Consider the following 21,319-nt stretch of genomic DNA (forward strand, 5'->3'; position numbering starts at 1 on the left):
CGCCATCTTTGGATCCACCGAAACATTTCTGTGCCGGGCTCGATCGCCAGAATGTGACTGGATGAAGGGCGTGAACGACAAAGCTTGATTTGAGATTTGCTTTGTTGCGATCTGCAGACCTCAGGTGGCTGCGTGCCGTGCCGCCGGCCGCCCTACCCCCTGTCGCCAATCTGCCGTGCTTGGCGTGCCAGGTGTTCTCGGTTAGAGCCCCCCGCGGGACAGCGAAGGTTGGCGGATCCTTGACCTCCGGTGCACGAACGTCGGACGTCCTCACGGTGCTGGCAAGCCAGGAGGGCGAGCGCCTCACCGTGGGCGATATCGTTGCGGTGCTGCGGGATCGCGCGTTCGCGCTGCTCGTGGTGCTGCTCGGGCTGCCGAACTGCCTGCCGATGCCACCGCCGATCCCGTTGATCTGCGGCCTGCTCCTGCTGCTCGTAGCCATCCAGATCGCGGCGGGCATGTCGGCGCCCTGGCTGCCGCGGATCCTGCTCGGCCGCTCGATCGCCCTGACGGATGTGCGGCGCGCCGTGACCCGGGCCGTGCCGGTCCTGCGGCGCCTGGAGCGCTGGTCGCGCCCCCGTGTCAGTGTGTTCGAGACCGCGCTGGGCATGCGCGGCATGGGCATCGTCCTGCTGGCGCTGGCGCTGGCCCTGATCGTGGCCGCGCCCATCGTGGGGCAGATTCCCCTCGGCCTCGCCGTTTGCCTCGTGGGCCTCGGCCTCGTCGAGCGCGACGGCATCGTCGTGATGGGCGGCCTTGTGATCGGCCTGTTCGGCGTCGCCATCAATGCCGGCTTCGCCTACGCGGTCATCGCCGGGATCCTGGGTCTCCTGAATCTCTGACGGGAGCCGTCAGAGGCGGTAGCGGATCTGGTCCGTCCAGAAGCGCTCAAGGCGGCCCAGCGCCTGGTTGAGCCGGTTGAAGTCGTCGTCCGAGATGCCGCCGATCGGCGCGATCGTGCGGGCATGCTTGTCGTACAGCCCCTGGATGATCTCGTGCACCTGACGGCCCTTGTCGGTCAGGCTGATCCGGACCGACCGGCGGTCAGTCTTCGAGCGGGCGTGGTGCAGGTAGCCGGCCTCCACGAGCTTCTTGACGTTGTAGGAGACGTTGGAGCCGAGATAGTAGCCCTTGGTCCGCAGTTCGCTGGCGGTGAGCTCTTTGTCGCCGATGTTGTACAGGAGCAGCGCCTGGACGCTGTTGACGTCCTCGCGGCCGCGGCGCTCGAACTCGTCCTTGATCACGTCGAGCAGCCGACGGTGCAGCCGCTCCACGAGGTGCAGCGCCTCCAGGTAGGAGCCCTTCGCGGCCGAGGCCTCCTCGGGAGCTTCGGGCTTCACGACACGAGCGCTCTGGGTCTTCATCTCTGCCTCGCCATCTGATGGTGCCACCTCCGTACAATGCGGGGCGGCTGATGATGGCTAAGCTAGGGCTCGGGGATGAAAGGCGATTTAAGCGACAGGATGAATTCCCGATTTACTCTTCGCGGTAAAGACAAACTGAAGCGAAGATAAGAACGGTTCGTTCACCGTGCTTCCTGCGCGGCGAGCCAGGAGAGCAGGAAGTACAACGTCACGACACTGGCGCCGAATACGAGCAGCGGCACCGGCATCGGTAGAAGTTGCGGGGTCAACACCGCGAGCGTCATGGCGGAGGTCACGGCAAGCAGCCAGATCACGCCGCCCCAGGCACTGGTCAGCCACAGCCCGATCGCCGCGGCGGCATCGATGACCGCGAAATAGACGATTGCCGCCTGCCGCCCGAACGGCTCAGCCTCGAATGGCCGGGATCCGGGCAGCACGTCGAGGATGCTGGCCCAGGCCAGGACGCTCTTGAGCAGCCAAACGAGCGCGGTGAGCCTCATGAACCAGACGAGCACCGTATCCCATGTACCGGGCGCCGGGCCCTGGGCACGCTCGATCCGGTCGGTCGGGATCTCGCCGGGCCGGGGAGCCTTCCTCCGGATCGGGAAGGAGCCGGGCACTACGCCGCACTCGCGGAGGGGAGGGGCCGGTTCATGATCGGAGGGCCGGGATCCTGGTCGGTGGGCTAGGGATCGCCGGGTTGAAGCCGTTCCGCCGTCCTGCGTCAATGGTCGGGTTTCGTCGCCCCGGCCCGGTGTGCTAGTCCGGCACCTCCGGCGCCGAGGCGCCGCGCGATCCGCGGCGTGGTCCGCGCGAACGGTGGCGAATCCGCATGTCAGAGACCTTGCCAGAGCCGCGCCCCCTCGCCGTAGAGGCCGCCCGAGAGGGCGCCCGCGTGGAGGGTTTGAAGATCACACAGCGTCCCCGCCGGAACCGCAAGGCGGAATGGTCGCGCCGGCTGGTGCGCGAGCATACGCTCACGGTCGATGATCTGATCTGGCCGATGTTCGTCATCGAGGGCGAGGGACGCCGCGAGCCGATCGCCTCGATGCCAGGCGTCGAGCGGCTCTCGGTGGACGAGATCGTGCGGGACGCGGAGCGCGCGGCGCAGCTCGGCATCCCGGCGGTGGCCTTCTTCCCCTTCACCGAAGTAGCGCTGCGCGACCCGACGGGCTCGGAGGCGCTCAACGCCAACAACCTCGTCTGCCGGGCCGTGCGCGCGGTGAAGCGGGCGGTCCCGGAGGTCGGGATCATGACCGACGTCGCGCTCGACCCCTATACGAGCCACGGCCATGACGGCCTGATGAAGGACGGCGCGATCCTCAATGACGAGACCGTGGCCGTCCTCGTGGAGCAGAGCCTGATCCAGGCCGAGGCCGGGACCGACATCATCGCGCCCTCTGACATGATGGACGGGCGCGTCGGCGCGATCCGCGCCGGGCTCGACAAGGCCGGCTTCCTCGACGTGCAGATCATGGCCTACGCGGCCAAGTATGCCAGCGCCTTCTACGGGCCGTTCCGCGACGCGATCGGCACCAAGGCGGCGCTGGTGGGCGACAAGCGCACCTATCAGATGGATCCAGGCAACTCGGCCGAGGCCCTGCGCGAGGTCCGCCTCGACCTGGATGAGGGCGCAGACTCGGTCATGGTCAAACCGGGCCTGCCCTATCTCGACATCATCCGACGCGTCCGGGACGAGTTCCAGGTCCCCACCTTCGCCTATCAGGTGTCCGGCGAGTACGCGATGATCGAGGCGGCCGCCCGCAACGGCTGGCTCGACGGCGACCGCGCGATGGTCGAGGCGCTTCTCGCCTTCAAGCGGGCCGGGGCCGACGGCGTCCTCACGTACCACGCCCCCCGGGTCGCCGAGCGCCTGCGCACCCGTCCGTGAGACGCGCGCACCGCTGGCTCCTCGGGAGCGCGGTCGCCGTAGGCTTTCTCGGAGGGCTCGTCGCCTGCCAGGACACCCTGCGGCGGGAGCGGGTAGCCACCTGCCGCCGAGCCCTGCCGGCGGTCGCGCCCCAGGCCGGGATCCGGCTCCTGCGGGCGGCGCCGGGGGCGGCGGCGAACACGGTCCGGGTCGACTACGCCGAGGGCAACCGGCAGCGCTGGCTGACGTGCCGCTTCGATGCCGGCTCGACGATCGTCGCCCTCGCCACCGAGGGCACCAGCCTGTCCGGCCCGTCCCTCTACATGTTGAAGCGCTTCTATCTCGACACGCCGGATGCCGAGGCCGACGATCCGGCTGAGCGCTGAACCGGCCGGTTCGGCAGGCTCCCCTTGCGGCCCTCGCGGCATGCCCCCACCTCTCCCGGCGCAGCCTCGCTTGCAGGACGCGACACCATGCAGAACCCCCAATCCGGTTACGCGCAGCGCTTCGACGCACCCGGCTACGCGGCCTCGCTGCCGGTCCCGTTCGTGCGCGCGAGTCTCGGCGGCCGCACGGTCGCCTACCTCCTCGACATCCTGTTCATCTTCGGCTTCACCGTCCTGCTGACGCTGCTGATCACCGTCATCGGCGTGGTGACGTTCGGGCTGGGCTGGACCCTGTTCGCGATCCTGCCGGCGAGTGGCATCATCTACAGCGCGATCACGGTCGGCGGGCCGAAGCAGAGCACGATCGGACAACGGCTGATGGGCCTGCGGACCATCGCCCCCGAGAGCGGCGCGCGGGTCGACATCATCACGGCGGCCGTCCACGCCCTGCTGTTCTACGTGGCGATTTCGACGTTCCTGCTGTGGTGCATCGATATCGCCTTCGGGCTTGTGCGTTCGGACCGGCGACTCGGCCACGACCTGCTGCTCGGGCTCGCGGTCGTCCACGCCCGCTGAGCGGCCCGACACGCGGTGAAAATCTCGCGCGACCGGTGTCCGGGGGCATTGAGCCCGGCCGCTCCGCCTGTACACTGGTATGCCGGCGCCGAGAGGATGAACCCGGCGCAGGGTCAAGAAGAAGCGTGACCAGCCATCCGCGCGATACGCCGCAATTCTACCTCACCGCGCCCTCGCCATGCCCGTATCTCCCGGGCCAGGAGGAGCGGAAGGTCTTCACCCACCTCGTGGGTCGGCGTGCCCGTGACCTCAACGAGATCTTGACGCAGGGCGGCTTCCGCCGCTCGCAGACCATCGCGTACCGCCCGGCCTGCGAGACCTGCCGGGCCTGCATCTCGGTCCGTGTCGTGGTCGATGAGTTCGTGCCGAGCGCCAGCCAGCGGCGGATCCTGGCCCGCAACGCGGATTGGGTCGGCACGCCCGAGCCGAACCGGCCCGCCTCCGAGCAATACGCCCTGTTCCGCCGCTATCTCGACGCCCGCCACGGCGACGGCGGTATGGTCGACATGACAGTGCTCGACTACGCCATGATGGTCGAGGACAGTCACGTGGACACGCACCTCGTGGCCTACCGGCGGCACGGGCCGGACACGGCGATCACCGGACGCGGTTCGGGTCCGCCGCTCGCCTTCTGCCTGACCGATGTCCTCGCGGACGGTCTGTCGATGGTCTACTCGTTCTATGATCCTGAGGAGGCCGGGCGCTCGCCGGGCACCTTCATGATCCTCGACCATATCCGCCGCGCCCGCCGGCTCGGCCTGCCGTATCTCTATCTCGGCTACTGGGTCGAGGGCTCGCGCAAGATGGATTACAAGTCCCGCTTCCGCCCGCAGGAGCGGCTCATGGGCCAGGGCTGGGTGCGTGCAGGCTGAGTGCTCCACATCCCGTGTCGCCCCGGCATGAGCCGTATGCATTGAGCGGCCGGCCCGGCGCATGCTACCGGCCTCGCACGCAATCCGGACCGTGCCGAGGCCCCCATGATCCCCCGCTACAGCCGCCCCGCGATGACGGCGATCTGGTCGCCCGAGAGCCGCTTCCGGATCTGGTTCGAGATCGAGGCGCACGCCACCACTGCGCTTGCCGAGATCGGCGTCGTGCCGAAGGAGGCCGCCGAAACGGTCTGGGCCAAGGGCAAGGACGCCGTCTTCGATGTCGCCCGCATCGACGCGATCGAGGCGGTGACGAAACACGACGTGATCGCGTTCCTCACCCACCTCGCTGAGATCGTCGGTCCCGAGGCGCGCTTCGTCCACCAGGGAATGACCTCGTCGGACGTGCTCGACACCTGCCTCAACGTGCAGCTCGTGCGTGCCGCCGATATCCTCATCGCCGACGTGGACGCGCTCCTCGTCGCGCTGAAGGCTCGGGCTTTCGAGCACAAGCTGACGCCCACGATCGGCCGCTCGCACGGGATCCATGCCGAGCCCGTGACCTTCGGGCTGAAGCTCGCCCAGGCCTATGCCGAGTTCGAGCGCAACCGTCGCCGCCTCATCGCGGCCCGCGAGGAGGTCGCCACCTGCGCGATCTCCGGGGCCGTCGGCACCTTCGCCAATATCGACCCGCGGGTGGAGCAATACGTCGCCGAGAAGATGGGCCTGACCGCCGAGCCGGTCTCCACCCAGGTCATCCCGCGCGACCGCCATGCGATGTTCTTCGCCACCCTCGGCGTCGTCGCCTCGTCCCTGGAGCGGCTCGCCATCGAGATCCGCCACCTCCAGCGCACCGAGGTGCTGGAGGCGGAGGAGTTCTTCTCCGAGGGCCAGAAGGGTTCGTCGGCCATGCCGCACAAGCGCAACCCGGTGCTCACCGAGAACATCACCGGGCTTGCCCGGATGGTGCGCGGCTACGTGACCCCGGCTCTCGAGAACGTGGCGCTCTGGCACGAGCGCGACATCTCCCATTCCTCTGTGGAGCGGATGATCGGCCCCGACGCCACCGTGACCCTCGACTTCGCGCTCGCGCGGATGACCGGTGTCGTCGAGAAGCTGCTGGTCTACCCGGCCAACATGCAGAAGAACCTCGACCGGCTCGGTGGCCTCGTCCACTCGCAGCGGGTCCTGCTGGCGCTCACCCAGGCCGGCGTGTCGCGCGAGGACGCCTACCGTCTGGTCCAGCGCAATGCGATGCCGGTCTGGCGCGGGGAGGGGGATTTCCTCGCGCTCCTGAAGGCGGATCCCGAGGTGACCGCGGCGCTCTCGCCGGAGCAGATCGAGGAATGCTTCGACCTCGGCTACCACTTCAAGCACGTGGACACGATCTTCTCGCGGGTGTTCGGCGCGGCCTGAGCGCGCCGCACGATTCCTGCTTGGGCCCGTGACGAACACAGGAAGGCAAACCGTGACCGCTTCCCGCACCGTCTATCTCAACGGCCAGTTCCTCCCCTTCGCGGAGGCGCGCGTGCCGATCATGGATCGCGGCTTCCTGTTCGCGGATGGAATCTACGAGGTATCCGCGATCCTCGACGGCAAGCTCGTCGACAACGCGGCGCACCTCGCCCGGCTCGATCGCTCGCTCGGCGAGATCGGCATCCGCAACCCGCACGACGCAGCCGGCTGGGAGCGCCTGCAGACCGAGCTCGTTGCCCGGAACGGCGTCACCGAGGGCCTCGTCTACATGCAGGTGACGCGCGGTGTCGCCGAGCGCGACTTCGCCTTTCCGAAAGGTGGTGTCGAGCCCACCGTGATGATGTTCACGCAGGCGAAGACCGTGCTGGCCAACCCACTGGCCGAGACCGGCGCCCGGGTAATCACCGTGGAGGACCTGCGCTGGAAGCGCCGGGACATCAAGTCGGTGGCCCTGCTCGCCCAGGTGCTCGCCAAGCAGCAGGCGGCCGAGGCCGGCGTCGCCGAGGCGTGGATGGTCGAGGATGGCGCGGTGACCGAAGGCTCGTCCTCGACCGCGTTCATCGTCAGCCGCGACCGCGTGCTCGTCACCCGGCCGCTCTCCACGGCGCTGCTGCCCGGCATCACCCGGGCTTCGGTGCTGCGGCTCGCCCAGGAGGCCGACCTGCGGATCGAGGAGCGTCTGATCCCGGTCGCCGAGGCCTACGAGGCTGAGGAGGCGTTCTACACCAGCGCCTCTGCCTTCGTGATGCCGGTGGTGGAGATCGATGGGAAGCGGATCGGTGAAGGCCGCCCGGGTGCCCTGACCCGGCGCCTGCGCGAACTGTACATCGAGGCCGCCCGTCAGGGCTGAGGTCGAAGCCCCCCTCGAGAGCGCATCGTCCCGGATCCGGTCCACAGGACGATGCACCCCGGCGACCGGTGCGCAGGAACGGATGCCGCCCCCGGCTGTTCCTCCCCGAATTCGTGTCCCGAGAGGGGAGGCCTATCTTGCCGAAGAAGCTCCTGCTCGCCGCACTCGCGGCGACCGTCATGGCGGTGCCCGCCTATGCACAGAATCCCGACGCGCCGCTGAAAGGGCGCGACATCGATCCGGCCCTGCCGCCGGCGACCCAGACGCCGCCCGACCGCGTGCGTCCGAGCGCGGACGCCCCGCCGAAGGACCAGTCGCTCAGCGACAAGCTCCAGCGGAACGACGGCGTCATCAAGCCGCCGGACACCGGTACGACCGGCACCGTGGTCAAGCCCAACGACAGCGGCTCGATGCCGGTGATCAAGCCCCGGGAACTGCCCGGCCGCGCGCCCGGAACGGAGGCGAAGTAAGCGCCCTGCGGCCGTTATACGGGCCGCCATGCAGGGAGTTGCTTGATTTCGCTGCCCGGATCGCGGAAACGGCTCACGACGTACGCAGCCCGCACTCGTGGGCGGCGCCGTCCCGGTTTCCGTCGCGGGTAAGCAGGCAGGCATGGCCAACGTCGTCGTTGTAGGCGCCCAGTGGGGCGACGAGGGCAAGGGCAAGATCGTCGACTGGCTCTCTGAGCAGGCCGACATCGTTGTCCGCTTCCAGGGCGGGCACAATGCCGGCCATACGCTGGTCATCGATGGCGTGACCTACAAGCTGGCCCTGCTGCCATCCGGCGTGGTGCGCGGCGGCAAGCTCTCCGTGATCGGCAACGGCGTCGTGGTCGATCCCTGGCATCTCGTCGACGAGATCGAGCGGATCAAGGCTCAGGGCGTCGAGGTCTCGCCCGCGTCGCTGCGCATCGCCGACAATGCCACGCTGATCCTGCCCCTCCACCGCGAGCTCGACCATTTCCGCGAGACCGCCAATGCCGGTCTCAAGATCGGCACCACGAAGCGCGGCATCGGGCCAGCCTACGAAGACAAGGTCGGGCGCCGAGCGATCCGCGTCGTCGACCTCGCCGATCCGGAGGCGCTGCCGGCCAAGATCGAACGGGTGCTGACCCATCACAACGCCCTGCGACGCGGCCTCGGGATCGACGAGGTGAATGCCGAGGCGCTGCTCGCCGAGCTGAAGGCCATCGCGCCGAAGATCCTGCCCTTCGCCGACACCGTCTGGGCGCTGCTCGACGAGGAGCGCCGGGCCGGCAAGCGGATCCTGTTCGAGGGCGCGCAGGGCGCGCTGCTCGACGTCGATCATGGCACCTACCCGTTCGTGACCTCGTCCAACATCGTGGCCGCGCAGGCGGCGACCGGCTCGGGCCTCGGCCCAGGGGCGATCGGCTATGTGCTGGGCATCGCCAAGGCCTACACCACACGAGTGGGCGAGGGGCCGTTCCCCACCGAACTGTTCGACGAGATCGGCGAGACCATCGGCAGCCGCGGGCGCGAGTTCGGCGTCAACACCGGCCGCAAGCGCCGTTGCGGCTGGTTCGACGCCGTGCTGGTGCGCCAGACCGTGCGCACCTCCGGCATCCACGGCATCGCGCTCACCAAGCTCGACATCCTCGACGGGTTCGAGGAGATCCGCGTCTGCACCGGCTACATGCTGGACGGCAAGCCGATCGACCATCTGCCGGCGAGCCAGGCCGCGCAGGCCCGGGTCGAGCCGGTCTACGAGGTGATCCCGGGCTGGTCCGAGACCACGGCGGGCGCCCGGTCCTGGGCGGATCTGCCGGCGCAGGCGATCAAATATGTCCGCCGGATCGAGGAGCTGATCGGGGCGCCGGTGGCGCTGCTGTCGACCTCACCTGAGCGCGACGACACCATCCTGATGCACAACCCGTTCGAGGATTGACGCCCCGCGCGCTATCCCGTTGACGGCGCGTCTTTTTGAACGCTCCGCCCGTATCCAGCCCGTGCCGGCTTGATCTAGAACGGGCGCGCGGCAGGGCGGCTGCCTCCATGGCCGCCCCGCCATCATCACGGCAACCGACGTGCGGGCGCGGATCCGCGCGGCGGGAGGCGTTATCACCGGCCGACGGCCGTGACCGACCCCGTCGGGCGGGAGCGGCCCTCGGCCCCCGGCCGTCGACCGGTGCTGCCGGACGGCAGCCGAAGGGGCGGACCAGGGTATATGGCCGATTACTACCCGCTTCTGGCACGCGCGCTCGATGCGCTGCCCGACCGAACGCCGGCTCTGCGCAAGGCGGTCTACGATCGCGCGCGCAATGCCCTGATCAGCCAGCTCCGCTCCCTCGATCCGCCGCTCTCGGAGGCCGATATCGATCTCGAGCGCCGAGCGCTCGACGCCGCGATCGAGCGGCTCGAGGTGGATCACGGCGGCCTCCCGGCTCCGGCCAACGATGCGGTGGTGCCTGAACCGATCGTGCCGCCGGTCTCTGAGCCGGAGCTCCCGGAGCCGTCACCGCCCGAGCCGCCGGCGGCACCGTCGCTCAAGCCGTCCCTGCCGGCCGCGAAGCCGCCCTTCGAGGCGCTAGTGGCACGCGCCCCTGAGCCCGAGCCGCGCGAGGCGCCGATCCCGATCACGCCGCCGCGCCCGGGCCAGAGCCAACCACCGGCCGCCCCCGAAACGCCGGAAGCGCCCGCCGCCCCGCCACCTGGCGAAGACCCCGAACTCGCTGCGGCCTCCGCGGAGGCCGGGAACGGCCGCCAGCGTCCGCGGATCGAAGTCGTGCCGCCACGGACCGGCCGGTCGCGGGTTCTGCGCAACGTGTTCGTCGGGACCGTGCTGGCGGTGGTGATCGGCCTGATCGCCGTGGCGGCCTTCCTGCTCCGCGACCGTCCCCAGACCCTGCCGTCGAGCGGCACCGAGACAGCGGATACACAGCAGCCCGAAGGCGAGACCAAGTTCGGCGACCGCGTCGGTGGCGACGCAGCTTCGGCCCCGCGTCCCGCACCCCGTCAGGAGAGCAACGCACCCCCACGCGCTGCAGCGTCGCCGGCTGAGCCGAACGTCTCCGTGGCTCAGCGCGCGGAACTGATCGAGGAGGCCTCGGCCGCCGAGAACGCGCAGCCGATGACGACTCCGGGCCGGGTGACTTGGCGGCTCGACACCGTGAATGGCGAGCAGGGACAGCCGCTGCAGAATGCGGTCGTCGCGACCGTGACGATCCCCGATGCGGGGCTGACCCTGGTGATGACCATTCAGCGCAACCTCGACACGACCCTGCCGGCCTCGCACACGGTCAGTCTCGCCTTCAGCCAGAGCGGAAACGGTGGTGCCCGTACTGTGCAGGATGTCGGCTTGCTTCAGGCCAAGGACGAGCAGAACGCCCGCGGGTCGCCGGTCTCGGGCCTGCCGGTCCGGGTCCGCGACAACCTGTTCCTGATCGGGCTGTCGTCGCTGCAGAACGACGTGGAGCGCAACACCGATCTCTTGCTCCACCGCAACTGGTTCGATCTCGCCCTGCGCTACACGTCGGGCAAGCGTGCGGTGCTGACGTTCGAGAAGGGCGCCGCGGGCGCTCAGGTCATGCAGAGCGCCTTCGACGCGTGGCAGTGATCCGCCTGTGGTGACGAGCCCCGGCGCGCCGAGTGCGCGCCCGAGGGCTGGTTAGTGAGCCTCAATGCCGGCCCTGGGCAGCTCGCGGTTGGCGATGTTGCGCTTGACCGCTTCCTGCACCTTCTCGAAGGCGCGCACCTCGATCTGCCGGACGCGCTCCCGCGAGACGCCGAACTCGCCTGAGAGATCCTCCAATGTGATCGGATCCTCGGCGAGGCGCCGGGCCTCGAAGATGCGGCGCTCGCGCGGGTTGAGCACGCTTAACGCATCCTTCAGAGCCGAGAGGCGGTTCTGCCCCTCCTGCTCGCGGGCCAGAACGGTCTCCTGGCTCGGGGAATTGTCGACGAGCCAGTCCTGCCACTCGCCTTCGCCCTCCTCGCGCAGGGGCGCGTTGAGCGAGGTGTCGCCGGACAGGCGCCGGTTCATGTCGATCACGTCCTGCTCCGGCACACCGAGGCGGGTGGCGATCTGCTTCACCTGATCGGGCTTGAGGTCGCCCTCGTCGAGAGCCGAGATACGGCCTTTCGCCTTACGCAGGTTGAAGAACAGCTTCTTCTGGTTCGCCGTGGTGCCCATCTTCACCAGCGACCAGGAGCGCAGGATGTATTCCTGGATCGCAGCCTTGATCCACCACATCGCATAGGTGGCCAGCCGGAACCCCTTGTCGGGGTCGAAGCGCTTGACGGCCTGCATCAGGCCGACATTGCCCTCGGACACGACCTCGCCGATTGGCAGGCCATAGCCCCGATAGCCCATGGCGATCTTGGCCACGAGGCGCAGGTGCGACGTCACGAGCCGATGCGCGGCCTCACGATCGCCGGCGTCGCGCCAGCTCTTGGCCAGCGTGAACTCCTCCGACGGCTCCAGCATCGGGAACTTGCGGATCTCATCAAGGTAGCGCGACAGGCCACCTTCGTTGGCGAGCACGGGCAGCGTACCGGCCATGGCATTCTCCTGGACCTATGTCCCCCTGTCGGGCGGACGCGACGGGCAACAGTGCCGTCCACTCGGGCCGCTCTTGAGCCGACCCTGCCGGCCACCCATGTCATACAGGTTGGCCGGTCGAGCCGGTAGCGATTGAGGACACCCACGTCGTCATCAACGCGCCACCGACCGAATGGGTCGTACCATGTCACGAAGTGACGCGGTACGGGGTGATCTTTCGCACGCTGCGGCGGGCCGGTTACGGGTGTGTGCCGCCTTGCGGCTGCCCTCTGAGAGCGCTCACCAGCGCCGTCATGTCGGGAGGCATCGGGCTCTCGAACCGGAGCGTCTCGCCGGTGCGCGGATGGCGGAAGCCCAACAGTTCCGCGTGGAGCGCTTGCCGGCCGAGGGCCGTGAGCGCGGCGCGCGCATCCGGCTCCAGCCGTGCGGCCTTGGTCCGGAAGGCTCCCCCATAGACCGCGTCGCCGAGGAGCGGATGGCCGCGATGGGCGAGATGGACCCGGATCTGGTGTGTCCGTCCCGTCTCCAGCTGACAGCGCACGAGGGCGGCCTCTCGATAGGCCTCGGCGACGGCGTAGTGCGTGACCGCGTGGCGGCCGGCCTCGTCGGAGACCACCGCGATCTTCTCGCGATGAAAGCGGGAACGGGCGAGGCTGGCGCGAATGGTGCCGGCGCGCGGCTGCGGCAGGCCCCACACCACGGCCGCGTAGGCCCGCTCCAGCGGTCCTGTGCGGCCATGATCGGCGAACTGGGCCGTAAGCCCCTGATGTGCGGCATCGTTCTTGGCCACGACAATCAGGCCGCTCGTATCCTTGTCGAGGCGGTGGACGATGCCGGGGCGGCGCACGCCGCCGATCCCCGACAGGCTCGCCCCGCAATGGGCGATCAGAGCGTTGACCAGGGTCCCGCTCTCGTGACCGGGCGCCGGATGGACGACGAGGCCGGCTGGCTTGTCGATGACGATCAGATCGTCGTCCTCGTAGACGATCGGCAGATCCGTTTCCTCGGCCAGCGGCCCTGCGGGCGCCGGTGGTGGAACCGCCAGGCGGATCCGCGCGCCGGCGGCGACTTTCAGGGCCGGGTCACGCACCGGGGTTCCGTCGCGCTGCACATGGCCCGCGCGGACGAGATCCTGCAGCCGGGCACGGGACAGGTCCGGAAACAGGGTCACCAGCGCCCTGTCGAGCCGCACGCCCCCTTCTGTGACGATCCCGATCCGCTCCTCGACGTCCGTACCCACCACGATTCCTATCCGCACCTGATTCGACCCGCAGATGCGGATTTCCCGGCCAAGGCCCTTGCCCCTCCGGCGGGTCATGGCTATAGCAGCCCCGCGCCGCCGGAAAGCTCCCATCGTCTAGCGGTCCAGGACGTCGCCCTCTCACGGCGAAAACAGGGGTTCGAGTCCCCTTGGGAGCGCCACCGGTCTTCTCTAAGGTCCTCTGCGCATTGTAAGAACAGGCACTTAGCTCCTGTGGTGTCCCAAAAAGGGGATACAAACGGGGGCCTCAAGTGAGTCTCCTGTTCCGCCGCATGCCCTACATCACCCAATCCCGACATGGCGTGTGGAAGTACCGCCGGGTCATCCCTGAGCCGCTGAGAGGCCGTGCGGGGAAGCGGGAGATCGTTGTTAGCCTCGGGACCAAGGACGAACAGGAAGCCGAGCTTCGGAGCCTGCGGGTTCATGCGGACGCTGAGGCCCACCTGAAGGCCTGGAGACTCCTAGAGCACGACAAGCTGTCCCAGATAGCCGCAGGGCAGGGCAGGGGACCTACAGCCCTCTCGCTCGCCTCTGTGGTCACCCAGGACCACTCCGCTGTGGATGACTGGTATCGTGGCCTAGGGTTCCTGGAGGCTCACGGGCTGCCCTATCGTCCCTACAAACAGGGCATGGCTGAACACGAGTTCGATTTCCGCGAGAATCTCTGCATGAAGCACCTCGGGATCGACCCGGGGAATCACGAAACCCGCGACCATGAGCTTGAGAGGAGCCCTGAGGCCCGTGCGCTCCTCGGGGTCCTGAAGAAGCCCGATCCCACCCTTGATGAGGCACTAGCGGTCTACCTCCGACTCAAGGAGAGCGAGACCGCGAGTATGGGCTTGGTGGCAAGGCGTAAGTGGGAGCACGAAAAGCGCCGCGTCATCGCGTACCTTAATGAGGCAGTGGGTTCGGACCACACCGTCTCATCCCTCACCAGAGAAGACGTGCGGACCTACGAGAAGCACCTGAGCGCCAAGGGACTCACCCCAGGCAGCATCAGGAAGGCCTTCAAGCTCTCCAGGGCCATCATCGAGAAGTCGCTTCAGGAGTTCGATATCCAAAGGCGGAATCCCTTTGACCGCCACACCATCAGTGACCCGACGCCCGACCGTGAGAAGCGCCTACCGCTGACCAAAGAGGAGCTTGCGAAGGTAACCACCCTGTCAGTGAACCCGGAGCTTGGCGCCATTGCTAGGCTTCTGGTGGACACCGGGGCACGGCTCCAGGAGATAACTGGCCTTGCTTGGCCTGACGTTCGCGACCTGGACGGGAGTCTGCCGTTCCTGGAGATCCGGTCCAATGAGGTCCGGGGGCTGAAGACCCAAGCGAGTGTCCGAGTGGTCCCCTTGCTGCCTTCCGCTGTGGTGGCGCTCAAAGAGCAACGTCAGAGGCTCCAGGAAGGCTCAGGACAACCCTCTATGACAGGTCCGGTGTTCCCTAGGTACGGCAGAGAGAATGGCCGTGATGCGGCCTCTGCGGCGCTCATGAAGGCCCTGAGAGCGGCTGGTATCGAGGATAAGAAGAAAACGGTTCACAGCATCCGTCATGCGGTCAAGCAGCAGCTAAGGGACTGTGGGTGCCCCAAGGATGTGCGGGACTTCATGCAGGGTCACAGCGCGCCCAACATCGCGGAGAACTATGGGCTTGGTGTTGCGCTACAAACGATGCGGGATTGGCTTCTCAAGTCCCAGGATAAATCGCCAGATTAATATTAAAGCCGATTGTCAACCAATGGTAATCCCTTAGGCCATCAGTGTTTATGATGTCATCAAAGCTATGCTTCTAGCAGTCTCCCAGACGATTACCCTCGGAATCGATCACACAGAACTTGGACTTCCTGCGAGGCTGCGGCCGGAACACGTCAGCATCAAGAGTCATGGACCGGCCGTACTTGTTGGACAGGTAGAGACTACCGGAGTCCGTCAGCCACCCATCATAGCCGTTATCACACCAGACGTAGTTACCAGTCCGATTGCACGTCTGCGAAAAGGTAGGTGTGGACACCAAAGTTAGTACGGAGGTTAGGGCGGCCAGGGCGATACGCATAGCTTGACAGTAAGCGGGGCCTGGGGAGGTCCGCAAGCTATCGGCTCAGCAATCCGGGGACATGAAGCTACAGACCAATATGGACGGCCTTTGGGGCCTCATGCGAGGGAGGCCTTAGGACACCATCTGGGCGGTTAGCTGACGCTGGAAGGCCTCAGGGTCCATAAAGCCGTGTCGTGCTCATCAAGCAGCATCAAGGCTTGAAGGGTTTCTCCGGTGTCTTCAGGGCTCCAATTGCGCGCAAAACGTACCGCTTCATTACCATTGCTGGCCTCTATCTTTGTGCTTTGGAACACCGTCCTTCCAAGATCATCTGTAGGACACATCACGGCTCGAAGTCTGTACAAGGGCATTCGGCTGATACCACCTATCTGAAAGCCCTCGCAGGGCCATTTCAATGCTCCCACACGCTCCGAGACGCTCCCGGAGTTGCCCTTTGAATCCTGCGAGCAGGCAAGTGGTTCCGTCCGGATGCTTGGTCTGCCCTCACCAATGCAACCGCGTCAGATTCCGAACAGCCACGCTAGGAGACTCCAGGGCGCCTGTCGGGCTCAAGCCGCTCCTCGGTGCTCTGAAAGTGCTCACGGCCGTCCTGAGGCTTCCTAGCGCATTCTAGAGGCTATTCTCGGGCTCTCTTTGAGGCGGGGAAAGTTCTTGGTGTTCCTAGGGGCTGGTGGTTGCTTCCGGACCACCTTCTGCGGTTGAAGCAACAGCACACAAATAAAGTATACTGGTAGACATTAATCCGTGCTCCACTTCAGTGTTGCACTATAGCAACGTGAGACTTGCCTCGGATCAGGCTGGCAGGGTGTCGGGAGGGAACTCCGTGAGTTGAGCGGCGCTACGTCCAAGGAGCACCTCCGACACCAACCTCCAATACAACTAAGAGCCTTTAGGCCGCTTCCATCTCGAAAGGTGCTGCGTGCCTGGTAGGGGCTTCAGTCGCCTGAGAGGCACTAGGAACCGCCTTGCACTTCACCGGCAGTATGACACCTACGATGGCCTGCGAGACCGTCTCCATGACCTCCTGAGCGATCCAGGCCTTGCTCTGAGCAACAAAGAGCCCATCGTGACTCGGCAAGGCCACGACATTGGATGTCATCAGGATCTCCAGGGTACCAAGGAGGATTTGGCTTTCGGTGAACATGAGGCTGTATCCGAGGATCTCCTTGGATGGCTCCTCAGGCTCGATAATCGAAGCTAGACCGGGATGCTTTGCTATCAGTGCTTCCCGGAGCTTCTTAGCGGTGCTCCCCTTCGGAAGGTCATTCAGATGGCTGGGCTGGCCTGGGGCGGCTCCACCTCGACCACCATTGAGTATGGAACACAAACCCTGCTTCACGGCGTCTCGATGGCTCTCATTGTTCCGGTTGTACCCCTCCAAGAGCCCGGTGAGATCATAAAGGTCGCCTTCGGGCCACTCCTGGCCTAAGCGGCGATAAGCCAGCCTTGGATGCAGCGACACGAAATCCAGATCCGCTATCGGCTCCCCCTCAATCCTGATGTTGCCCCGGCGGTGCTTCGTAACCGATCGGCTGGGACCACGCCCGGTCTGAGCGCGGCGTGCTAATCTGCTCGGATGGCGGTCGACGAGGAGCGCATCGACGAGGCGGTGCTCGCCCTTCTGTGGCTGACGCTCCACGACGGGCGTCGGGCCTGGAAGGGCTTCGACTGGGCCGTGCTTGGCCGTCTCCACGCCAAGGGGCTCATCGCCGATCCGGTCGGACGCGCCAAGTCGGTGGTGCTGACCGACGAGGGACTGCGCCAATCCGAGGCGCTGTTTCGGACCCTGTTCACGCGGCCCGACTGACGCGCCTGGGCTGCAGCGTTCTCAGGCGACCGCTTGGAGCGTGGGTGTGCTCGGGTAGGCCCAGGGCAGAAGCTCGTCGAGGCGCCGCTGCGGATGGCCGTCGACGATGCGGGTGATGACGTCGGCCAGGTAGGCCTGCGGCTCGACTTCGATGAGCTTGCAGGTCTCGACCAACGAGGCGATCACCGCCCAGTGCTCGCCCCCGCCGTCCGAACCAGCAAATAGGGCATTCTTCCGATTCAAGGTCAGAGGCCGGATTGCGCGCTCGACGGTGTTGGAGTCGATCTCCACACGCCCGTCGTCGAGGAACAGGCTCAGCCCCGCCCAGCGGCTCAGGGCGTAGCGGATCGCATCCGCCAAGTTGCTCTTGCGGCTCAGGAGGCCGAGCTTCTCCCGCAGCCACGCCTCCAGCGCCTCGACCACGGGCCGGCTTCGTTCCTGCCGGGCCGCCCGTCGCTCCTCGGCCGAGCGCCCGCGGATCTCGGCCTCGATCCGGTAGAGCGCGGCGATGCGCGACAGCGCCTCCGTCGCGATCGGTGAGGCGGCGGCGAGATCATAGAATTGCCGACGCACATGGCTCCAGCAGTAGGCCAGCCGCACCGCGCCGCCCTTGGCCAAGCTCTCGTAGGCCGCGTAGCCGTCGACCTGGAGCACGCCTGCAAACCCGCAGAGATGCGCGATCGGTCGTCCAGCCTTGCGGTCGGGGGCGTAGACGTAGGCGACGCCGGGCGGATCGGTCCCGCCCCAGGGCCGGTCGTCGCGCGCATACGCCCAGAGCTGGCCGGTCTTGGTGCGGCCGCGGCCCGGATCGAGCACCGGTGCCGTGGTCTCGTCGGCAAACAGCTTGCCCGAGCGCTTGAGCGTCTCCAGGAGCCGCTCGTGCACGGGCCGGAGCAGGAAGGCGGCGCGCCCGACCCAGTCGGCCAGCGTCGAGCGGTCGAGGCTGACGCCCTGGCGGGCGAAGATCTGCGCCTGTCGATACAGCGGCAGGTGGTCGGCGTATTTGGAGACGAGCACCTGCGCGACGAGAGCGTCGGTCGGCAGGCCGCCCTCGATCAGCCGCGCCGGTGCCGGGGCCTGCACGACCGCGTCCCCGCAGGCGCGGCAGGCGTAGCGCGGGCGGCGGATCACCAGCACCCGGAACTGCGTCGGCACCACGTCGAGGCGCTCGGATACATCCTCACCGATCCGGTGCAGGGCACCCGCGCAGCACGGGCAGGCGAGGCTGTCGACGTCGACCACGCACTCGACCCGCGGCAGGTGGGCGGGCAGTGCCCCACGGTTCGTGCGCCGCTTGACCCTCTGGGCCTCCTTGGCGGGCTCCGTTTCCTCGGCGGCAAAGCCCGCGGCCTCGACCTGCTCGGCCTCCTCCAGCCCGAGCAGGAGCTGATCCTCCGGCAGGCTCTCGGCGCGGCGGCCGAAGCGGTGGCGCTGCATGGCCAGGATGATCTGGCGCAGCCGCTCGTTCTCGGCGCGCTCCTCGGCGAGCAGCGCCTTGAGCGTCTCGGGATCGTCGGACGAGGGCGAAGCAGGCGCGGCCACGAAGCGGATGAGAGCAGATCCGCCAGTGACTTACTACCGCGATTAAGCCTGTCCGCCAGTCTTTTTGCTCAGCCGGCAACCGCCGGCACGCCCACGGCACGAGCCGCATGGACGCGCTTCCAGTCCAAGCCTTCGACGAGCGCCGCGAGCTGCGCCGCGCTCAGCCGAACCACGCCGTCCTCGATCTTCGGCCAACAGAACTGGCCAGCCTCCAAACGCTTGGTCGCGAGGACCAGCCCGCTTCCATCCCAGACCAGGAGCTTCACCCGGTCGGCGCGTTTTGACCGGAACACGTAGACCGTGCCGGAGAACGGATCCGCGCCCATCGCGTCGCGCACCAGAGCGGCCAGCCCGTCCATGCCCTTGCGGAAGTCCACCGGCCGTGTGGCCAGCATCACGCGCACCGCGCCGGAGGGCCCGATCATAGGGGAGCCTTCAGCGCCCGGATCACCGCGGCGATCTGAGCCGCGCTCGCGCCCTGAGCGATGCGGACCGTGGCGCCTGCGATCTCAACTTCGATGCCGTGACAGCCGCGTTGCTCACGCAGCCCGGAGCCCGTCTGCGCAGACACCGGCTCCTGCGGGCCCACACTCAGGACGGCCGGCACGAACCGTACTGTGCGGTCGTCGTGCCTCCCAGCCTGACGCGCCAAGCGCCGCCACGTGAACAGCTGCGAGGCGCTCAGTCCGTGTCGGCGTGCCACCGCGCTGATCGAGGTGCCCGGCCCATCACTCTCGGCGACGATGGCGGCCTTTTCCTCATCCGACCACGTCCGCCGCCGGCCGGCCCCGGTAAACAGCTCCAGGCGCCGGATCGGCTCCGACATAGCCATACGCCCTGGCATCGACATGTGACGGAGCTCCCATTCCGCTCCGTATGTCGCCTTCACACCGCTTGCCGGAAGGTGCCGCCCAGACAGCGCTTACGGTGCTTCTTCAGGTTCATCCAAAAGCCCCCGTATAGTCTGCCCACTTGATCAAACCGGAGCTTCTGCCCGGGAAGCACCTTGAAGCGGCGTGTCAGCCTTCGATCTAGGGGATTCACAGGTCCGAGGTCATCCGGGAGGAACTGAATGTCGGCTCGTGCGAGATAGTCGTTGATGCGTGCCACCTGGTCAGACAGGGCTTGGGTCTCGGGGGTTGGCTTGTAGTTCTTGAGGGGGTGCTTGGGCTCCAGGTGGTACCCACGGTCCTCCTTGGTGGACACAATAATGAGTGGTTCACCGTCCAGCCTACCGAAGCACGACAGGTCTACCCCATGGTGTTCCACAAGCTGCACTAGGCCCGGTGCGATCCGGATAGTGGACCTTAGACCCTTGGTACATGAGCCTTCAGTCTGGATGAGGAACCCGGCTCTCTGAAGAAGGTCCAGTGTCCTGCCTACGGTCCGACGAGGAAGATCGGTGTTGTTGTAGATGGTGAGTGGAAATTTGTAGTCTCTACAGGCCACGATAGGCTTTGACTTGTGATGAATTAGGTAGGAATTGACCAAGTTCGATACCACAACATCGACTAGGAGCCGGTATCGTCTATCGTCATCAGCCCTTCGCCTCCTGTCTCGCTGTTCGACCCTACTAACCTCTTCGATGACGTCATTGATGGTGTATTGAAGGGCGCCTGGTAAGGAACACATGAATTCGTCCAACCAAGGATCGTCCTTCTTTGTTCTCTTGGGCTTGATGTTCTCAGGACTCTCGGCATCTAGGGTGCTCTCGGAGTCCCTACAGTCCTTCAGTGGAGGTATATCTACTATAATCATAACCAGAGTGATCTCTTAGGTCCTAGGTATGAGGTGTGTCCTTCAGGATCTACAAGAACTCCATAAGGCCCACACGTAAGAGGATCCCGAGAACACACGGCTCCCGGGAATGAGCCTGGAGCTACCCTCCGATGCTGGAACGAAGGTTTCGCCTACCCAAAAACTTCATGGGTAGATCGCTCAGAAGCTCTGAGGCTGGCCCTTGGACTGCTTAGCGTCCCGGCCCTCGACCACCTCGACCGATCCGCAGGAAACCCCCACGCTTCTGATTCCTCGGAGCACTCCTCTGTGCCATCAAGGCTTGTGTCTCTGCTTCAGACTGCGCGTCCCATGCAGCCCGCCTCTCGGCACTAGCTTGAGCCTCAGCGGCGTCCCGAGCCTTCATCCTGGCAACTCCCTCGGAAATGCTGTCACTAAGAGCCTGATATTCCTGGTCCCTCTCAGCCTCAGCAACTGCTTGCTTCTGGGCCTTGAAGGCCTTCGCAATCGGGCTCTCAACCAAGAGGCCATCCTCATTGGTGACCATGGCCGGAGGCACGGAGCCCCTATTTGAACGGAATGAGAGAAGGCCTCCTTCGTCGGCTGCCTGAACCTGTGGCTGTCCCGAAGGCTCTACGTGGCCATGCATACCCGGGGAGCGCCCCATGAAGTCGGGATAACCCGGAAGCCGAACCGGAGCCGCTGGTGCTGCTGGTGCTCCCGTGATGGCCGTCTGTGCCGCTGGTGGTGAGGTCGATTGAGATGAGCCCTGCGAACCGTTCTGGCCTAACCCGAAGGCATCGAGAACCGCCCCAAAGCCACTCTGTCGAAGCTTGGAGAGCGCCGCAGCGAAGTCGAATGGTGATGATGGTGGTGGCATGTGATGGAAATTACGTTGTGTCAAACCGCATCAGTGTACATCGGCTCATCCGAGCAACTCGCGGCGACAAAACGATCCCATGGGGCCAGACGTTAATCAATCCACCAGCTTTACTCCTCAATTCTACTCCTCTC

General features: G+C 66.4%; 21 protein-coding genes and 1 tRNA gene. 13 read left to right on the top strand and 9 right to left on the bottom strand.

Going from position 1 to position 21,319, the window contains the following annotated elements:
• Positions 1–239: 239 nt before the first annotated feature.
• Positions 240–842 carry an exopolysaccharide biosynthesis protein gene (locus ACYCO6_RS03805; protein WP_459769443.1) on the top strand — a complete coding sequence of 201 codons (603 nt, stop codon included), beginning with the start codon at positions 240–242 and terminating at the stop codon, positions 840–842.
• Between the two features lie 9 nt (positions 843–851).
• Here ACYCO6_RS03805 and ldtR read toward each other — a convergent pair whose 3' ends face one another.
• Both ldtR and ACYCO6_RS03815 read right to left on the bottom strand, forming a co-directional pair.
• A complete protein-coding gene (ldtR, locus tag ACYCO6_RS03810) occupies positions 852–1,364 on the bottom strand; it encodes a transcriptional regulator LdtR (protein WP_459769445.1) in 513 nt (170 codons plus the stop codon).
• A 161-nt stretch (positions 1,365–1,525) separates the two neighbouring features.
• On the bottom strand, positions 1,526–1,984 hold the full coding sequence (locus ACYCO6_RS03815; RefSeq protein WP_459769447.1) for a DUF6163 family protein: 459 nt from the start codon (positions 1,982–1,984) through the stop codon (positions 1,526–1,528).
• 212 nt (positions 1,985–2,196) lie between these two features.
• Here ACYCO6_RS03815 and hemB point away from each other — a divergent pair, with 212 nt between their 5' ends.
• The 9 genes from hemB to ACYCO6_RS03860 all read left to right on the top strand — a co-directional run bounded on the left by hemB (position 2,197) and on the right by ACYCO6_RS03860 (position 10,964).
• A complete protein-coding gene (gene hemB / locus ACYCO6_RS03820) occupies positions 2,197–3,255 on the top strand; it encodes a porphobilinogen synthase (protein ID WP_459769449.1) in 1,059 nt (352 codons plus the stop codon).
• Positions 3,252–3,620, top strand: a complete 369-nt coding sequence (locus ACYCO6_RS03825; protein ID WP_459769451.1) for a hypothetical protein — start codon at positions 3,252–3,254, stop codon at positions 3,618–3,620. Before hemB ends, ACYCO6_RS03825 begins: the two co-directional genes overlap by 4 nt.
• An 87-nt stretch (positions 3,621–3,707) precedes the next feature.
• On the top strand, positions 3,708–4,196 hold the full coding sequence (locus ACYCO6_RS03830) for an RDD family protein (RefSeq protein ID WP_459769453.1): 489 nt from the start codon (positions 3,708–3,710) through the stop codon (positions 4,194–4,196).
• Between the two features lie 125 nt (positions 4,197–4,321).
• Positions 4,322–5,068: an arginyltransferase gene (locus tag ACYCO6_RS03835; RefSeq protein ID WP_459769456.1), complete on the top strand. Its 747-nt coding sequence runs from the start codon at positions 4,322–4,324 to the stop codon at positions 5,066–5,068.
• Between the two features lie 105 nt (positions 5,069–5,173).
• Positions 5,174–6,481 carry an adenylosuccinate lyase gene (gene purB, locus ACYCO6_RS03840; protein WP_459769458.1) on the top strand — a complete coding sequence of 436 codons (1,308 nt, stop codon included), beginning with the start codon at positions 5,174–5,176 and terminating at the stop codon, positions 6,479–6,481.
• Positions 6,482–6,533: 52 nt separating this feature from the next.
• Positions 6,534–7,391 (top strand): D-amino-acid transaminase, encoded by an 858-nt coding sequence (locus ACYCO6_RS03845; protein ID WP_459769460.1) that lies wholly within the window; start codon positions 6,534–6,536, stop codon positions 7,389–7,391.
• A 137-nt stretch (positions 7,392–7,528) separates the two neighbouring features.
• Complete coding sequence (locus ACYCO6_RS03850; protein WP_459769462.1) at positions 7,529–7,861, top strand: hypothetical protein; 333 nt, start codon at positions 7,529–7,531, stop codon at positions 7,859–7,861.
• Positions 7,862–8,003: 142 nt separating this feature from the next.
• On the top strand, positions 8,004–9,296 hold the full coding sequence (locus tag ACYCO6_RS03855) for an adenylosuccinate synthase (protein ID WP_459769464.1): 1,293 nt from the start codon (positions 8,004–8,006) through the stop codon (positions 9,294–9,296).
• A 279-nt stretch (positions 9,297–9,575) separates the two neighbouring features.
• The gene (locus tag ACYCO6_RS03860) at positions 9,576–10,964 is read left to right on the top strand and encodes a histidine kinase (protein WP_459769466.1); all 1,389 of its coding nucleotides are present in this window, start codon (positions 9,576–9,578) and stop codon (positions 10,962–10,964) included.
• Between the two features lie 51 nt (positions 10,965–11,015).
• Here ACYCO6_RS03860 and rpoH read toward each other — a convergent pair whose 3' ends face one another.
• Both rpoH and ACYCO6_RS03870 read right to left on the bottom strand, forming a co-directional pair.
• On the bottom strand, positions 11,016–11,909 hold the full coding sequence (gene rpoH, locus ACYCO6_RS03865) for an RNA polymerase sigma factor RpoH (RefSeq protein WP_459769468.1): 894 nt from the start codon (positions 11,907–11,909) through the stop codon (positions 11,016–11,018).
• Positions 11,910–12,147: 238 nt separating this feature from the next.
• On the bottom strand, positions 12,148–13,155 hold the full coding sequence (locus ACYCO6_RS03870) for an RluA family pseudouridine synthase (RefSeq protein ID WP_459773423.1): 1,008 nt from the start codon (positions 13,153–13,155) through the stop codon (positions 12,148–12,150).
• A gap of 100 nt (positions 13,156–13,255) precedes the next feature.
• Here ACYCO6_RS03870 and ACYCO6_RS03875 point away from each other — a divergent pair.
• Both ACYCO6_RS03875 and ACYCO6_RS03880 read left to right on the top strand, forming a co-directional pair.
• Positions 13,256–13,331: transfer RNA gene (locus ACYCO6_RS03875), tRNA-Glu, on the top strand.
• Between the two features lie 111 nt (positions 13,332–13,442).
• Positions 13,443–14,879 carry a DUF6538 domain-containing protein gene (locus ACYCO6_RS03880; RefSeq protein WP_459769470.1) on the top strand — a complete coding sequence of 479 codons (1,437 nt, stop codon included), beginning with the start codon at positions 13,443–13,445 and terminating at the stop codon, positions 14,877–14,879.
• Between the two features lie 1,229 nt (positions 14,880–16,108).
• Here ACYCO6_RS03880 and ACYCO6_RS03885 read toward each other — a convergent pair.
• The gene (locus ACYCO6_RS03885; RefSeq protein WP_459769472.1) at positions 16,109–16,681 is read right to left on the bottom strand and encodes a hypothetical protein; all 573 of its coding nucleotides are present in this window, start codon (positions 16,679–16,681) and stop codon (positions 16,109–16,111) included.
• Between the two features lie 114 nt (positions 16,682–16,795).
• On the opposite strand from ACYCO6_RS03885, the gene ACYCO6_RS03890 reads away from it, so the two are divergent.
• Entirely contained in the window at positions 16,796–17,026 is a 231-nt protein-coding gene (locus tag ACYCO6_RS03890) for a DUF6429 family protein (protein WP_331327277.1), read from the top strand.
• 21 nt (positions 17,027–17,047) lie between these two features.
• Here ACYCO6_RS03890 and tnpC read toward each other — a convergent pair whose 3' ends face one another.
• The 4 genes from tnpC to ACYCO6_RS03910 all read right to left on the bottom strand — a co-directional run bounded on the left by tnpC (position 17,048) and on the right by ACYCO6_RS03910 (position 20,326).
• Positions 17,048–18,568 (bottom strand): IS66 family transposase, encoded by a 1,521-nt coding sequence (gene tnpC / locus ACYCO6_RS03895; RefSeq protein ID WP_459764270.1) that lies wholly within the window; start codon positions 18,566–18,568, stop codon positions 17,048–17,050.
• Positions 18,569–18,636: 68 nt separating this feature from the next.
• Positions 18,637–18,993, bottom strand: a complete 357-nt coding sequence (gene tnpB / locus ACYCO6_RS03900; RefSeq protein ID WP_042671684.1) for an IS66 family insertion sequence element accessory protein TnpB — start codon at positions 18,991–18,993, stop codon at positions 18,637–18,639.
• Positions 18,990–19,394 (bottom strand): IS66-like element accessory protein TnpA, encoded by a 405-nt coding sequence (tnpA, locus tag ACYCO6_RS03905; RefSeq protein WP_459764273.1) that lies wholly within the window; start codon positions 19,392–19,394, stop codon positions 18,990–18,992. The genes tnpB and tnpA overlap by 4 nt, the downstream gene beginning before the upstream one ends.
• A 59-nt stretch (positions 19,395–19,453) precedes the next feature.
• Positions 19,454–20,326, bottom strand: coding sequence for a hypothetical protein (locus ACYCO6_RS03910; RefSeq protein WP_459769474.1), 873 nt, complete (start codon positions 20,324–20,326; stop codon positions 19,454–19,456).
• Positions 20,327–21,319: the final 993 nt, after the last annotated feature.

This window comes from Methylobacterium sp. CM6257, from assembly GCF_054611515.1.